This window comes from Flavitalea flava (assembly GCF_054461575.1).
Window position 1 is genome coordinate 25,668 of sequence record NZ_JBTLQH010000008.1, and the last position, 16,908, is coordinate 42,575.

General features: G+C 48.6%; 10 protein-coding genes. 8 read left to right on the plus strand and 2 right to left on the minus strand.

Annotated elements, in window-relative coordinates; all coding sequences use genetic code 11:
- Positions 1–60: 60 nt before the first annotated feature.
- Together ACX0G9_RS09950 and ACX0G9_RS09955 are read right to left on the minus strand one after the other, a co-directional pair.
- On the minus strand, positions 61–2,055 hold the full coding sequence (locus ACX0G9_RS09950; RefSeq protein WP_459064744.1) for a heparinase II/III domain-containing protein: 1,995 nt from the start codon (positions 2,053–2,055) through the stop codon (positions 61–63).
- 13 nt (positions 2,056–2,068) lie between these two features.
- The gene (locus tag ACX0G9_RS09955) at positions 2,069–3,004 is read right to left on the minus strand and encodes an AraC family transcriptional regulator (protein WP_459064745.1); all 936 of its coding nucleotides are present in this window, start codon (positions 3,002–3,004) and stop codon (positions 2,069–2,071) included.
- A gap of 123 nt (positions 3,005–3,127) precedes the next feature.
- Between ACX0G9_RS09955 and ACX0G9_RS09960 the strand changes: the two genes are divergently transcribed.
- The 8 genes from ACX0G9_RS09960 to ACX0G9_RS09995 all read left to right on the plus strand — a co-directional run bounded on the left by ACX0G9_RS09960 (position 3,128) and on the right by ACX0G9_RS09995 (position 16,904).
- Positions 3,128–4,138 carry a LacI family DNA-binding transcriptional regulator gene (locus ACX0G9_RS09960; protein WP_459064746.1) on the plus strand — a complete coding sequence of 337 codons (1,011 nt, stop codon included), beginning with the start codon at positions 3,128–3,130 and terminating at the stop codon, positions 4,136–4,138.
- Positions 4,139–4,271: 133 nt separating this feature from the next.
- Positions 4,272–6,452, plus strand: a complete 2,181-nt coding sequence (locus ACX0G9_RS09965; RefSeq protein ID WP_459064747.1) for a right-handed parallel beta-helix repeat-containing protein — start codon at positions 4,272–4,274, stop codon at positions 6,450–6,452.
- Complete coding sequence (locus ACX0G9_RS09970; RefSeq protein ID WP_459064748.1) at positions 6,430–7,005, plus strand: RNA polymerase sigma factor; 576 nt, start codon at positions 6,430–6,432, stop codon at positions 7,003–7,005. The genes ACX0G9_RS09965 and ACX0G9_RS09970 overlap by 23 nt, the downstream gene beginning before the upstream one ends.
- Positions 7,006–7,129: 124 nt before the next feature.
- Entirely contained in the window at positions 7,130–8,380 is a 1,251-nt protein-coding gene (locus ACX0G9_RS09975) for a FecR family protein (protein ID WP_459064749.1), read from the plus strand.
- Between the two features lie 193 nt (positions 8,381–8,573).
- Positions 8,574–12,026, plus strand: a complete 3,453-nt coding sequence (locus ACX0G9_RS09980; protein ID WP_459064750.1) for a TonB-dependent receptor — start codon at positions 8,574–8,576, stop codon at positions 12,024–12,026.
- Positions 12,027–12,047: 21 nt separating this feature from the next.
- Entirely contained in the window at positions 12,048–13,688 is a 1,641-nt protein-coding gene (locus ACX0G9_RS09985; RefSeq protein WP_459064751.1) for a RagB/SusD family nutrient uptake outer membrane protein, read from the plus strand.
- Positions 13,689–13,843: 155 nt separating this feature from the next.
- Entirely contained in the window at positions 13,844–16,117 is a 2,274-nt protein-coding gene (locus ACX0G9_RS09990) for a glycoside hydrolase family 3 N-terminal domain-containing protein (RefSeq protein ID WP_459064752.1), read from the plus strand.
- Between the two features lie 61 nt (positions 16,118–16,178).
- On the plus strand, positions 16,179–16,904 hold the full coding sequence (locus tag ACX0G9_RS09995; RefSeq protein WP_459064753.1) for a carbohydrate-binding family 9-like protein: 726 nt from the start codon (positions 16,179–16,181) through the stop codon (positions 16,902–16,904).
- Positions 16,905–16,908: the final 4 nt, after the last annotated feature.

Consider the following 16,908-nt stretch of genomic DNA (forward strand, 5'->3'; position numbering starts at 1 on the left):
AGTATACAAAAAAATAACCAACGTTATACTACACCTTCTATCCGCCTGTCATAAATGGTTTCACCTATGTATCCTGTATCTTATCTCCCCCTTTTTCCCGGCATCCGTACTCTCCAGCAATATCCTCCAGACAGGTTTATTATGCCAGCTGGTTTTTATCTTCTCATCTTCCGGTTCGGTTAATGCGACCCGCTCGCGGGTAATCTTCCATTTTGTCGGGTCATATTCAAAAACTACCTTTTTCCCCGGAACAATCTTTGCAGCAGAATCCGAACCAGCTCCCAAATCGCCCGCCGAATCACGGGGCAACAGGAACAGCAATTTCCCCGGAACAGAAATATCCGTTTCGCAAACCGTCATCAGGGACTGGGTAAGGCGATTATGTGCATGCGTAAAATTATAGCTGTCATTAATATTAACGACACCGCTACGCAGATCGATATCCACCCTCCGTATCCATGCACTAATCCCTGCAGCAGAGTCGTACGCTTTTGCCAGATCCATAGTCAATCGGATCCGGGAAGGATCAGCCACAAAATCAACATCGGTCGCTTTATACCTCAAACCCGCAGGCTGCCCAAATCCATTCACCGTAGGCAAATTGTGGTAGGGAGAGATATTAAACCATAACCGGTAACGGTCCTGGGAAAAAGTCCTCGCGGTATAGGTGCCGGCACCGGCATCGATGATCACGGGCTCTCCGTCTGAATAGAGGATAAAATCGCCGACATCATTATGGTTGTGGCTTTCACCGTTATTACCTCCATGACAGGCGATAAAAAGGCCATTGGGCAAAGGACAGGTCATTAACTGAATATCGGGGAACCAGCCGGGTGTTTTAGCCGGCAGTATATCAGGATACAAAGAACATTCCCGGGCAGCAACCAAATTGTACAGGATCCGGGATTTAAAAAAACGTTCCGTGCCGGCGCCGGTAGTCCGGTCGATATGACGCGCCGCCCAGCTTCCAAAATGCATCATCTCTTTGTCACCTGTTGCTTTGCCGTAACGGTACAGCATATATCCATCGGCATCGATTTCGGGAATAGCATCGGCGATATTGAGGAAATAACGGCCTGCAATATGCGTCTTGTATACATAAGCTCCCATCTTTTGAATAAAGGGTTCGGAGAAAATGGATAGTTTACCTCCGGAGGCATCGTATAAAAGGGTCAGCGCATCGAAGGCTGTTCCACCGGCGGCAAACCAGTACAGCGGTCCTTCATCACCTGCTCCGTCATCCCCCAGTCCGTTTAAATATTGATCCGTATAATGCATGGCCAACAGAACGGCATCTGCCCGTTTGTCCGCATCCTTTTCGAGCAAGAGGACAGCTGAAAGATAATTGGACATGATCCATGGCGCCCAGTTATTCACCTTTGCCTGGAAATTGCCATAACCCATATATTCATATTTAGCCGTAACGATGGGCTGGAAGATCCTCCGGCTAATTTCGGAATAGATCCGTTCATGGATCAGCGGGGAGATCCGTTGCAGTGCGTTTCCGGTGAGATAATCCGTCCAGGCCATTACTGATGCGGTTTCTGCGGCAAAAAGATCCACAACGGGATCGGCGGCATCGGGCAATCCCTTACCTGCTTTTTGCATGGCCAGGTGTGCGGGAAGCCCCCAGAAGGTTTCCTCGCATATGGACCAGATGCCATTCAGAATGGCATCACTGAACCGCCCTTTGCCTTCCACCGATTCGGCCAGCACCAGGTCCATCAATTGATTTCTTTTCGCGAACGACTTCGCTTCAAAATCGACCCGGTTTCCGGTACGCACAAATTCCAGCCATAAAGTGGCAGAGAGTGGGCTAAAATTTTTTTGCTGCGCCTCCTCACCTTTCCGTATCAATCCCTGGATCACCGTATCTTCCAGCACCTTTTTCCATCCTTCCGGTGATTGAGGGAAGGGATGCCAGGAACCTGGCGGTATCAACGACTGCAGGATTGTTTCTTTGGAAAAACGGTGAAGAAGATTGCGGGGGGTTTGTGCGACCAGCGTCAGATTCAGGAAAAGAAAAACGCAAATGGCCGGAAAGGATCTTTTCATTAGGTCAACAAATTTATCGTCCCTTATTTATCGAAAACGTCTGCGCATACAAAGGGACAGGTTTGAATTTTTTCTGATACTCCACGGGACTTTTTCCCGTATACTCTTTAAAACATTTATGAAAATTGGAGAAATTATTAAACCCGCTTTCTGTACATATTTTTTTTGCGCAAAGACTGCTTTCGACGAGCAGGTGGCAGGCATGTCTTACCCGAAGCTCGATCAGATAACGTGAATACGTTTTCTGCGCCTTCGATTTAAACCAACGGCAAAACGAATTAGGGCTCACATAAGCCACTGCCGCTATTTCTTCCAGGTCTATCCTGCGGTGGAAATTGGCACGCGAATATTTATACACCCGTTCCAACCTGTCCATCCCGTATTGATCGGAAAGATTCCGCAGGGAGGAAGGTTCTCGCAGAGAAGAAAAATCCTGCGAAACAGAAAGAAAGGTCAATTTTCCCGAAACAGAAACTTTATTTAGGATCTCCAGCAAAAGGATGATCTTACCCGTTCCACTGGCAGTCATCATCTCTCCCAGCAGATCCCTGACTATAGTACAGGTATGCGGATCGGGCATTATACCCAGGTTCGCTTTATCCAGCAACACCTTAATGAAGGTGTTTTCGTTCAGGTTAAGAAAGGTGTCTCCCCAGAAATCCGGTACAAAACGGAGTACCGCTACCTTCACTTTGTCGCGGTCCACACCACCATAGGTATCATTCAGCTTATACTGATGGCAAAGATGCGTGCCGGTCATAATTACATCTCCGTTTTTAAAAGGAGTTCTGTCATTTCCGGTTATAATAAATCCTGAACCCTCTTCGATACATACGATCTCGATCCGCGAGGAAGTGACCGCTCTGGCAGCAAAAAAAGAAAAATCTTCTATCGTGGTGCTAAAAGAATAAGCAGCAGGTAAGGGTTTTGTGGCGGCAGAAGAAAGCATAATTGCTGAAGTTGGTTAACCAAACTTAACTACAAAATCCATCCAAAAAACAGGCAACCGGTTGCTTGAAAAAAATATACGCATCCGGTTGAATGATTTTTTTTACTTTTGAAACAGGTAACCATGCATAATAAGATCCCTACCATACCGGAAATGGCCAGGCTGTTGAAACTATCCAAATCAACGGTTTCCCGTGCGTTGAAGAACCATCCCAGTATCGGTCTGCGCACAACGGCGCAGGTGCAGAAGTTGGCTAAAGAGCTGAATTATGAGCCCAACCAAATGGCCATCAGCTTCAACCAGAAGAAAACATTTTCCCTTGGTGTGGTCCTTCCCTCCCTGGATGAATACTTCTGTAAAGCGATCTATGGCATTGAAGACTATGCCTACGCCAACAATTACAGTGTACTGATCAGCCAGACCCGCGACGATTACGATATCGAAGTGAAAATATTGGAGACCATGCGCAAACAACGTGTGGACGGGATCATTGCGTCCCTTTCCAAAAACGCGCCGGACATTGAACATTTCCGGAAATGTAAACAATACAATATACCGGTGGTCTTTTTTGACCGGGTACCGGATGTTCCGGATATCAATTCCGTCTGGTGCCGTCTGGATATAAGCACCGTGGAATTGGTCAGCTACCTTGTTTCAAAGGGTCATCAACGGATTGGCCTCATCAATGGACCTGCCACCCTGCCTATCAAAAATGAACGTTTGAAAGGGTATTACGATGGGCATGCCCAGAATAATCTACCTATTCACGAACATCTCGTTAAGATTACCGATCTGTCCACCGTCGGTACCTATGAAGCGATGGATCAATTCCTGTCCCATCGCATCAAACCTACAGCCATCATAACCTTTAACGATTATGTATCGCTGGATGCCATTCATTATCTCCGGAAGATCAAACCCGGCAAATACTCCGATATGGCATTCGTAACGTATTCCAATCTTCACGCTTCCGGTTACCTGGACCGCCCTCCATTAGCTTTTATAGATCAATTCCCTTATGAACAGGGGCATCTGGCCACTGAATTACTTTTCCGCCAGATGGACGGCATCGTCCATCCGGAACTCACACCGCTGGAAAATCTGGTCATGGAAAGCAAGCTCGTGATCCACTGATTAAATTTCGTGCAACCGGTTGCGTCTGTTTTATGTTAATTCCTTTAGTTATGTTTGATAATGATTTTGGAATCCGGTATCCATTCCGGTTCAGTATCCGGAGGCATCCCGGAAAGGTCCTAAACCCACTGTTATGGCTATAAAAACGACGATTAGTACGCTGCTGTTCCTGATGATACAATTGCATCATCTCTCCCTCCATGCTCAAATCAACAGTCAAAAAATATATGTTGCTGTAAATGGTTCTGCCAGGGGCAATGGCACCGTAGCCCATCCCTACGGTACGCTTTCGCAGGCCATCTCAGCCGCTGATAAATTAACAGCAACAGGTGAACAGACTCCCGGCAGACCAATAGAGATCATCATAGGCGCCGGAACCTACTTCATCGATCAGACCATCGAACTCACAGAAGGCAAAAACTGGCATTCCCGTAACCCGTTGATCATTCGATCCGCGGATAATGCCCGTGTCATTATTCATGGCGGCAAAATAGTTCCGCTAACTAAAATAAGAACCGTGACGGATGCGGCATTCCTTGCCGGTCTGGTTCCTGCCGCACGCAAACAGGTGCGGGTCATCGATCTGCAAAAAGAAGGCATCCGGAACCTGGGACAGTTAAGACCCGTTGGATTTTCAAGACCTTTTGGTGTCGCCTGGATGGAGCCTTATTTTAATCAGGTTCCCGGCATGCTGGCAAGATGGCCGAACGACAGTATGCTGCTCATCGGCAAACTGATCGATTCCGGATCCGTTCCGCGTTATGGAGATACTACCTATCGGGGCGGTGTATTTACCTATGAAGGCACAGACAGACCATCCCGCTGGCGTAATCCTTCCAACGTATGGATAGCCGGTTATTTTATGTGGGGTTATGCGGACGATGCCGTTCCCTTACAATCGATCGATACGCTTCAGAAAAAGATCACTACCGCCATACCCACTATGTATGGCTTTGGGACCGGTAAACCTTACCGGGCCTATTATGTCTACAATATTCCGGAAGAGATCGATACGCCCGGGGAGTATTATCTGGATCGGGACAAACAGCAGCTTTATTTCATACCGCCGGCCAATCTGAAAAAGATCGAACTGCCCCTACTGGAAGAACCCATGATGGCGCTGGAAGGCGTAAGCAAGGTACGGGTAGAAGGTTTGGAATTTACCTGCAGCCGGGGCATGGGCATTTACATGGAAAGGACCACCGGAGTAAGGATCGATGGTTGTAATTTTTCCAACCTGGGTATGATGGCCGTAAGCATGGGAAAAGGAATCCTGCCATCGCAGGACCAGATCCATGCCGGGACGGGCACGCCGGCCTCCCGGGTGGTAGGCAATATCATTCCTCATGTATATAACAACAGTACATTTGACAGGGAAGGCGGCACCGATAATGGTTTTGAGAATTGCCGCGTTTTTCAGACCGGCGCAGGCGGAATCTTTATTACAGGCGGTAACCGCCTCACCCTGGAGCCGGGCAACAGCTTTGTAAAAAATTGTCATATCAGCAATTACAACCGGATCGAAAAATCCTATCGTCCCGGCATCTGGATCACCGGTGTAGGCAACCGCATCGTCAACTGCGAAGTTTGCGACGGACCGGCCATGGGTATCCTGCTGCATGGCAACGATCATATCGTGGAATACAACAACATTCATCACATGGCCCTGATGGTGGATGATATGGGCGCCTTTTACCATGGGCGGGATCCATCCGAAAGAGGAAATATCGTACGCTATAATTATTTTCATGATATAGGCAGCAAACATAAGACCATGGCGGTCTATCATGACGACGGGGAGTGCGGCACCACCGTATACGGTAATGTTTTTTACAAAGCAGGTACCGTAGCCGGGTTTATCGGCGGCGGCCGTGATAATCATTACGACAATAACATCTTTATCGATACCAAATATGCCTCCCATATCGATGACCGGCTTAAAAACTGGGCCAGAGCCATGCTGGATTCCAACGGACTTTACCGCCAACGGCTCGAAGCGGTAGCTTATAACAAACCTCCCTATTCCACCCGATACCCTTATCTGAAAGATTATTTCGAGGATGATCCTGCCATGCCAAAAAGAGATACATTTACGAATAATATCCTCGTTCGTGTTGGTAAAATCACGGAAGGCAAAAAAGAATGGCTTCCCTTTACGGACAACAACCTGGTTATCGATCACGACCCCGGTTTCGTAGACGCCGGAAAACAAAACTTCCGGCTGAAAGAAGAATCTGAAGTATGGAAAAAACTGCCGGGTTTCCGTCAGATCCCATTTGGAGAAATAGGCTATGATGAAAAGAAAAGACGATAAGGAAAGGTGCTTGCTGCACCTTATTGCCGAAGGCGACAAACCTTCGTTTACCGTCATTTACGACAGGTACTGGAAAAAAATTTATGCCACCGCGCTCCATTACCTCAAATCTTCTGACTGGGCACAGGATCTCGTCCAGGACATCTTTCTAAAAATATGGATCAAAAGGGCTGCCCTGACGGAAATAGACGATTTTGAATCCTTTCTTTTTATCGTGGCCCGGAACGAGTTGGTTTCTGCGTTGCGCAAAAAGGTGCAAGCCGCCCCCCTGCCGGAGCAAAATGAGGTAATGGCCACCACCGAACTCCCGGATAATGCATTAAGTCTCAAACAGACCGAACAATTGATTGCCGATGCGATAGCCCAGCTTCCGCCCCAGCAAAAACTCGTTTTTATCCTTACCCGCCAGCGGGGCCTCAGTCATGAAGCGATCGCCCGCCAACTGGGTCTGAATACCCGCACCGTCAATAATCACGCCTCCCGGGCCCTCTTCAGCATACGACAGTATCTCAAAAAACAAGGCCTCCTGGAATCCCCTGGCGCCGGCTGGTAAATAAAATTTTCACCGCCACTGTGCGTTCCCCTTCTTCCCTGCGTCTTTAGTTAGGACCTAGTGTACTTCTGAGAACCTTTCCTTCCAAACCCTTTCCTATCCATTTAACCGTTCAATTATTTTGATGAATCCGAATTTTAAAAATCTGATCGACCGATATCTGAATAATTCCCTCACCTCCGTGGAGTTACTGCAGCTCAAACGAATGCTGCAACGTAAAGAGCACCTGGATGAACTGGAACAAATGATCCTGGCTGACCTGAAGCAGGACCATAAGGAGGAAGAGGATGACCGGAAAATACGATCCGCCATTTTTGAAAAACTGGAAGTAAACATGGCCCTGAATGAGAACGAAACGGCAGGCGCTCCCGAAGGCCAATTCACCGGCTCTTCCAGCGTCGGCAACCGTCTTCCGGTAAGATCGATCCAAGGCCGTTCCTGGTGGTTCCTCGCTGCCGCTTCGGTTTTTGTGTTACTCACCGGCGGCACCTATTTTTATTTTCAATACAGGGCTCCGCAGAAAAAAGAACTGGCTGCCCATCCCATACCGGTCAAAAAAATAGTCCCTGGTTCCAATAAAGCGACCCTTACCCTGGCAGACGGATCCGAGATCCAGCTGGATGATAGCCAGAAAGGCGATATAGCCGTTCAGGGCGGTATCAAGGTCATCAAACTGGACAATGGGAGTCTGGCCTATAATGGCAAAAATACCACCGGCGAGACCATGTACAATACCGTCAAGACGCCCCGCGGCGGGCAATACGAGATCATATTGCCGGATGGAACCCATGCCTGGCTGAATTCTGCCTCATCCCTTCGTTTTCCGGCTACCTTTTCCGGCAGATCCCGGGAAGTAACCCTTATCGGACAGGGATACTTTGAAGTTGCTAAAAATAAAGACCATCCTTTTATCGTACATGCCGGTGTAACCGACGTAAAAGTGCTGGGTACCAGTTTTGACATCATGGCCTATGGGGATGAGCCAGAATGCAACACCACCCTGGTTGATGGCGCCATAACGGTGGATCACAAGGGAGTTACGCATTTGCTCAAACCCGGGGAGCAGGCCCATCTGGATCTGTCCTCCCAATCGATGGGCATCCGCAGTGCCGACGTGGATGAAGTCATTGCCTGGAAGAACGGCAAATTCCAATTCGGGAAAAGCAGTATAAAGACCATTATGCGTCAGATAGCCCGCTGGTATGATGTGGAAGTGGATTACAAGGGCGATCTGTCCGATCTCCGGTTATCCGGTGTCTTATCGCGCAAGGGCGATGTAGCCGAACTGCTGGATGCCTTGGAAGAAACAGGCGATGTACATTTTGTAACAGAGAACAACCGGATCTTAGTCATGCCGGCATCGGCAAAAAAATAAATCAACAAAATCCATTCATTAAAAAAAAGAGAAAAATGGCAACCTGAAAAAAAGCGTAGTGACCATATAAAAAAACCGGAAGTGATTGCGACTCACTCCCGGCCAATACAGTTCTGGTCATTCCCGTAACGATCCTTAAATCATAGAAACGATGCTTGAATCCTCACATTCTTAACCAAAACTATTCAAAAGTATGAATCTACATGTTACCGGCAAAGCGGGTCACCGGCTTTTGCCCTCAAAACTGCTGTTAATCATGAACCTTTGCGCCATATTGCTATTAACAACGGCACTCCAGGTGAGCGCCACGGCATTCTCGCAGAATGTGACCATTTCTGAACGGAAAATAAAGCTGGAGAAGGTATTCCGCCTGATCAGCAAACAGACCGGGTATGAATTCATTGTCAACGGCAGATTGCTGGACAATACCTCACCCGTTTCCCTGGAGGTAAAGAATGCCACTATCGAGGAAGCGCTTAACAAATGTTTGCAGGGACAGGCGCTTTCCTTCACCATCAGGAACAAGATCATTGTCATAAAAAAAGCAGGCGAAGAGCCCTCCGCTTCCACACCAGCAGAGGAATTGGCTGCCCCCGCCCCTGTTCCCTTCGCTACCATCCATGGTAAGGTTACCGATGCCAAAGGAGTAGCCCTGATCGGCATCAGCATCACCGTTTCCGGTGGAAAAGGCGGTGCCAGTACGGATGAGAAAGGCGAGTTCACCATTACGGCGGAAAGCAGCGACAAACTGACCTTCAGCGGTGTCGGTTTTGCTCCGCAAACCATCACCGTTGGAACGCGTACTACCCTACTCATTGTCATGGCAGAAGCCTCCAATCAATTGAGCGATATGGTTGTCGTAGGTTATGGCACCCAAAGAAGAAAGGATGTCACCGGTGCCGTTACCAGTATCAAACTGGAAAACTCACCAAGATCCAACATTCCCAATCTTAATGCCCTGGAAGCCATACAAGGCGCTCCCGGTATCAATATCGGACCCAGCACCGGTGCAGGCGCAGATCCTAGTATCGTCGTACGCGGTCAGAACTCCATTTCTGCCAAAACCGCTCCGCTCATCGTTTTGGACGGAGTGATCTTTAATGGCAGTATCAATGAGATCAACATGAACGATGTAGCCTCCTTCGATATATTGAAGGATGCCAGCTCGGCCGCTATCTATGGTTCCCGTTCCGCCAATGGAGTGGTCATGATCACGACCAAACGAGGCAGATCCGAAAAACCCCAGATTAATTTTACCACCTTTTACGGCAAACAAAGCTGGACCCGCAAACCGGACATGAGAAAAGGGGATGCTTACATCCAATGGAGAAAAGACAGCAAATCCATTACCGGCCAGCAGGATCTGACGCTTCCGACCATTCTTGCCCCCCTGGAATTAAAGGCTTACAATGAAGGACACCAGATCGATTGGTTCGACGAAGTGACCCAGAGCGCTCCGCTCCAGAGTTATCAATTGAGTATTTCCGGGAGAAGCAAGACCACGAACTATTATGTATCCGGCGGTTATCTGAAACAGAACGGCGTATTAAGTAACGACAACTATAAAAAGCCGAACATTACCGTTAAGATCGAGAACAATGTGACCGACTGGCTTTCCTTTGGAGTGAACGGTTATTTTTCTTCCCGTGATTATTCAGGCACTTCTCCGGATATGTACCTGGCTACTTATTTATCACCCTATTCCTATATGTACCTGGATAGTACCAATACGACCCTTCAGCGTTATCCGACCGGGACTGCAGGGATCAACAATCCATACTGGGGTAATCCGAACCTGGCTCAGCCCGGGTATTATGATGATGACCTGGAGAAATATTCCAGCTTAAGAGGTACGGGTTTTGTCAATGTAAAGTTCCCCTTTATCCGTGGGCTTAGTTACCGGTTGAATGTAACGGCCAGTAAGAACACCGCAGAACGCGCCTACTTCCATCACGAGTTCAGCGAAGTAAATACCCTGGTTCCGGCAGAACTCGCCAATCCGCTTCAGTTCCTGAACAAAACGAATGGATACAAACAAACGTCCATTAACAATTCCTGGGTGTTGGACAATATCCTGAGTTATTCCCGTTCCTTCGGCGATCATAATATCGATCTGCTGGCAGGGTATACCCGCGATCAAAGCATAACGGATCTGGTCAAACTGGCAGGCAGTGATTTTTCGTCCATCGGCACGACAGCCCTGAGTTATAACGGGCTGCCATTGGCGGCTACCCGTACCGGGCTGACTACGAACACTACCTATGCGAACGTAGGTTATATCGGAAGGATCAACTATAATTATAAAAGCCGTTATTACTTCACCGGTAATATCCGCCGGGATGGTTCATCCGTATTCAGCGATGGACATAAATTCGGTACTTTCCCCGGCGCCTCCGTTGCCTGGGCCGTCAGCGAAGAAAAATTCATGAAATCGGTCAAGCCCGTCAATTACCTGAAGATAAGAGCCTCTTACGGTAAAACAGGTAACCAGGCCATCGATCCGTATTCCACCCAGTTCACCGTTAACTCTACCAATCTTTTTACCGTTTTCGGCAGCACCACCACACCGTTCACCGTTCCCGGCCAATTGGGCAACACCAATCTGTCCTGGGAAAAAACAACCTCCTTTAACCTGGGCGTCAATTTCGCCTTGTTGAATAACCGGTTGACCGGTTCTATCGATGTGTACAAAGGTTCTACCAAGGATCAGTTGCTTACGCAGTCCATTCCTATCCTCAATGGTTTTCCCACCGTGAAGAATAACCTGGGTCAGGTGGATAACAAAGGCATCGAGATCTCGCTTAGCTCTATCAATTACCGGTCAGCCTCCGGCTTTACCTGGGAGACCGGTGTAAGTTTCTGGTTGAACAGGAATAAAGTCGTTCATCTTACCGGTGTTGATGGCAACAAAGATGGTAAAGAAGACGATGACGTAGCCAACAGCCTGTTCATCGGAAAATCACTGGGCGCTATTTACGACTATACCTTCGATGGTATCGTTCAGAATACCGATGTCGATTATATGGCCAGCACAGGATTTAAACCCGGCGATGTAAAGTTCAGGGATATCAGCGGCCCCAACGGCAAACCGGATGGCAAGATCAACACCCTTGACCGTTCTGTGATCGGATACGCCAAAGAGAATTATAATTTCAATATCAGCAATACCTTATCGTATAAGAATTTCACCTTGTTTTTTGCTTTCAATGCCATTATTGGCGGAGGAAAAGATCATTATTTTATGTCCACCAACCTGCGTAGCCTCGATCCGGGAGCCGTACTGCCAACCAGCGCCAACTGGATCAATCTCGATTACTGGATGCCGGACAGAGCGAATAACAAGATCCCCCGTCCGAACTATACCAATCCCCTGGGTTATGGTTTCTATCAATCCAGGACTTTCATGAGACTACAGGATCTTGCCTTTAGTTATAACCTTGGCCGGTCATGGCTGGAAAAAATAAAGATCAGCGACCTGAAACTTTTCGTCAGTGGCAAGAACCTACTCACGTTCACCGGCTGGACCGGTCTTGACCCCGCAAATGGTGCGCAGATCGGCGGCAATGGCGGTTCTTCCAATGCCTCCGTCAACCAGTCGCCACCCTTGATGCGTTCTGTAACCGTTGGTCTGAACATGGGTTTTTAACATAAAAAAACTAAAAGAAAAATGAAAGCAACAACAAATATATTGGCAATAGCTGCGCTGGGAATGCTGACACTGGGTTCCTGCCAGTCCGACAATCAATTTCTGAAAGAGACACAAAAAGATGCGCTGAATACCGGCAACGCCTATCTGAGCAAGACCCAGTTCGATGAGCTGATGGGTTCTATGTACCAGGGCGTACAGAAAATGTATAATTCGGCAGATGGTGTCCAGGACGCCTTTATACTGGGCGCGGGAACGGATGTCTGTTTCGATCCCCGCGACAATGCCAACTCCTACAACAACTGGGCCCTGGTCAATGCTATCGAGCCTTACTCGGCCGCCTGGTTTAACCTGCAATACGGCACCTTTCTTAAAGTAGCCAATACCGTTATAAGCGGCGCTGACAATCCGAAAGTACAGTGGGCCAGCGATGCAGACAAAAATGCCATCGTGGGCGAAGCCCGCTTCTTCAGGGCCTTTGCTTACCGCAACCTGGCCAATATTTATGGAGGCGTTCCTATCATCGACAAACCTGCTACCACGCCCCGTTTCGACTATGTACGCAGCAAACGTGAAGATGTCTGGGCCTTTGCCAAAGCCGATCTGGAATTCGCCAGGTTATGGCTTCCTGTGACCACGACCAAACCGGGCCGGGTGGTAAGAGCCGCCGCCGATCATCTGTTGGCGGAGATCGATATTTGTCTGAAGGATTGGGATGGGGCTATAGCAGCCGCCACCAGGGTCATCGACGGAACGGATGGCACCTTCTCCCTGGTAAAAGCCCGTTTCGGAGCCCGTGCCGCCGAAGCGAATAAGGATTATTACTGGGATCTTTTTGTCATGGGTAACCAGAATACGCAGACCGGCAATAACGAAAGCATCTGGGTAGCGCAATTCGAACCGGTGATCGATGGCGGTACCGTTAACTTTAAAAGACCATTGATCGAAAGGATGATGTGGTGCAGTTACTGGTCCCAGGCAAAGTTCGGTTATAAATCACTGCCGGTGGATTCGACCGGCAGAGGCGTAGCCTTCATCAGAGGCAGTAACTATGTGAATTATGATATCTGGAATAATGCAGGAACCGATATACGGAATAATGAGACCAATATCAAACGTCATTTTTATTTCGGTCCCACCAATCCCGCCGCGCCCTTTCAGCCGGGCGATCCGATACCCGCTTCCTTCCTGACCCTGAGAGAGGATACGATGTCGTATATCTATCCGAACTGGCAGAAATTCGGGACGGACAAACATATAAATGCGCAGCCCGACAATGGATATATCCGCGATTTTTATGTCATGCGTTTACCCGAAACTTATCTGTTGAGGGCAGAAGCCAATCTGGGAAAAGGATTGACCGGACCTGCTGCTGATGATATCAATGTAGTAAGGAATCGTGCACAAGCCCAGTTAATAACGGCAGGCGATGTTACCCTGGATTATATTCTGGACGAACGCGCCCGTGAGTTGTATGGAGAAGAATTCCGTATGCTTACACTGGGGCGGCTTGGCCTGATCTACGACCGTATCAAAAGATATGGTCTCCCTGCGGCACAGGCATCCGTCCAGCCATTCAATAATTTATTGCCTATACCACAAACAGTCATTGACCTGAATTCTCAGGCCCCTATGGATCAAAATCCTGGTTACACGAACTAAGGATCCGGTTACATGAATTGAAAATCCGGTTACACTAAAAAACATCTATTCCCGTACCATGACATAGTGAAGACATCCCCTGGTGTTCTTCACTATGTCTTTTTAAGCCCGGTTCTGTTTTTTCTCTATCCATTAATTGAGCAAATTTCCAGCATATGAAAAATAATCTGTTCCTTACCGTCCTGTTCCTTACCGTCACCCTTTTCTGCTCCCTAATCTTGCAGGCCCAACAAAAGCTATCCTTTCAAAAGGTCACCATTTCCGGAAAGGGTCCAAATACCTCAAAAGCCTCTCCCTATTTCCCCCTTAGCGTCTCTGACCGGCAAAAGATCGATGAACTGATCGCCAAAATGACCGTTGAAGAAAAAGCGGGTCAGTTGGCCTCCTTTTATCCCAATGGTAATGTACGGCTTAACATCCCGCATATGCAGGCCGGGGAATGTTTGCATGGCGTGGTGGCCAATGGCGCCACTTCCTTTCCTGCGGCTATTGCCCTGGGCAGCACCTGGGATCCGGCATTGGCAGAAAGCGTCGCTACGGCGATTGCCATGGAAGCCAGGGCACTGGGTATCCAGCATTGTTATACGCCGATGTTAGGCGTGGTAAGGGATGCACGCTGGGGAAGATTCGAAGAGGCCTATGGCGAAGATGCCTACCTGGTGAGCCGTATGGGCGTTGGTTTTATCAATGGCCTGCAGGGGAAGGGCAAAAATCGTTTCGACAAGGACCATGTCCTGGCAACAGCCAAACATTTTGTGGCGGATGGTGAACCTGTATTAGGTGCCAACGGAGCCCCGGTGGAGATTTCCCTCCGGTCTCTGCACGAGATACATCTTCCGCCCTTCCGGGCGGCCGTGGAAGAGGCCCATGTAGGGGCGATCATGCCCGCCCATCATTCCCTGAACGGAATCCCTTGCCATGTTAATACCTACACGCTGGATACCATACTGAGAAAAGGATATGGGTTCGATGGCCTGATCGTTTCCGACAACAACGATATCCGTTGGGTACAGGACAGATTTCATTTGACCGATAGCCGCGACAAATTAATGAACATGTCCTTAGGTGCAGGCGTACATACAGAGCTTGCCTTTAAGGAGGCATGGACCGGCAGGCGCATCTATGGAGCGGCCCTGGTGGCTGCCGTAAAGAAAGGGGCAGTTCCCCTGAAACTCCTGGACAATGCCGTCCGAAAAGTGCTGGAAGTAAAGTTCATGATGCACTTGCAGAACGATGAGACGACTGCTCCCACAGAAGTGGTGTTGGAAAAAAAAGGCGGCAAAACAGCCGATGAGTCGGATGTATTCTTTACCGATATCAGCGGTTCCTTTGCACATCCCCGGAAGGACTACCTCGCCACCCTGAATGATCCCGCCCAGGACCAGCTTGCCCTGGAAGCGGCACGCAAGGCCATCATTCTCCTGAAAAATGAAAAGGGAACGCTCCCGCTGAAAAAAGACAAACTCATCATTGCCGTGATAGGCCCCAATGCCGATACCATACGCCTGGGAACTTATTCGACCCAAAAGCCAAAACATTTTATTACGGTACGTCAGGGCCTCGAAAAGCTCAAAGGAGAGGATTCCCGTATCGTATACGAAAAAGGCTGTGAGATCCAATCCACATCAGATGCCAGGATTCCTGCGGCGGTAGAGTTAGCCAGCCATTCGGATGTATGTGTGGTGGTATTGGGAGACGATGAACGGACAATCATGGAAAATGTAGACCGCGATGATATCAATTTACCCGGCGGACAGGAAGAATTGCTGAAGGCCGTTGTTGCCACCGGCAAACCGGTCATCCTTGTATTACTGCATGGAAGACCCGTGGCCATACAATGGGCAAAAGATCATGTATCCGCCATCCTGGACGGATGGTTCCTCGGTCAGGAAACGGGAACCGCCGTTGCCGAAGCCATTTTCGGCTTGATCAATCCGGGTGGCAAATTAACCGTGACTTATCCCCGTAATGTAGGACAGGTACCCGCCTTTTATAATTCCCTACCCAATGGCCGGCCACGGACCTTGTGGAATGCTTCCTCTGAGCCCACCTATCCTTTCGGATACGGGCTTAGTTACACCACTTTCAGTTATTCGGGAGTCTCGCTCTCCGCGCCTGCAATGAGACCAGGAGACACGGTCTATGCAATGGTCAACCTAACCAATACCGGTCGAACAAAGGGAGACGAGATCGTTCAGTTATACATCCATCAGGAAGTCAGCAGCCTGGTCAGACCGGTGAAGGAATTAAAAGGATTCCGGCGGATAACCCTGGAACCCGGTGAAACAAAAAATGTACGTTTCCCCATCGATGCCCGGAGTTTGGAATTCTGGAAAGAAGGGAATTGGATCACAGAACGCGGTATATTTACCATCATGATCGGTCCTTCGTCCGAATCATTAACCAACACAAAATTGGAACTAAAATAAGATGGGAGTTAAAAAACCGGAAATAAAAAACTGGAAATAAAAAAACCGGACCTAAAATAAAATGAATATAACAGTTGCACAAATTCCCCCTTCTGTAGAGCAATGGTCCTTGTTTATGGACAACCTTACCCGTCATCCTATTGACCATTCCCCCTGGGTCGGATATTCTCAGGAACCAAAGGCTTCCTTTTCCATTGCTTATACCAAGGACGCGATCTTGCTAAAGTACTACGTGTCGGAGCGGGATCCGAGAGTCACCTTCCATACAACCAATGATCCGGTATACCAGGACAGTTGTGTGGAATTCTTTATAACCTTCGAATCTTCGGGCCCCTATTATAACCTCGAGTTTAACCCCATCGGTACCTGCCTGATGGGCTATGGTGCCGGGCGTGCAGAAAGAATCGAATTCCCTGCCGAACTGATCCAAACCATTGATGTCTTCAGCAGTTTGCCATCACCCCGATCACCAGCATCGGGATCACAGGCATCGGAAAACAACAATTCCGGCAGCGATCCGGCATCCGGGCAATCAGCATACGGACAATCAGCATCCGGACAACCAGTGTACGACAAGAGTATCGACTGGTCCCTTACGCTAAAGATTCCTTTGCAGGTATTTAAGTATGATAAGATAAATGCCCTCACCGGAACAAAGGCGAGGGCGAACTTCTATAAATGCGGAGATGAATGTATAGCTCCCCATTATCTCACATGGAACAATATATTAGCACCCGAGCCGAACTTTCACCAGCCCGGGGACTTTGGTGAATTATCGTTTTTGTAGTCTG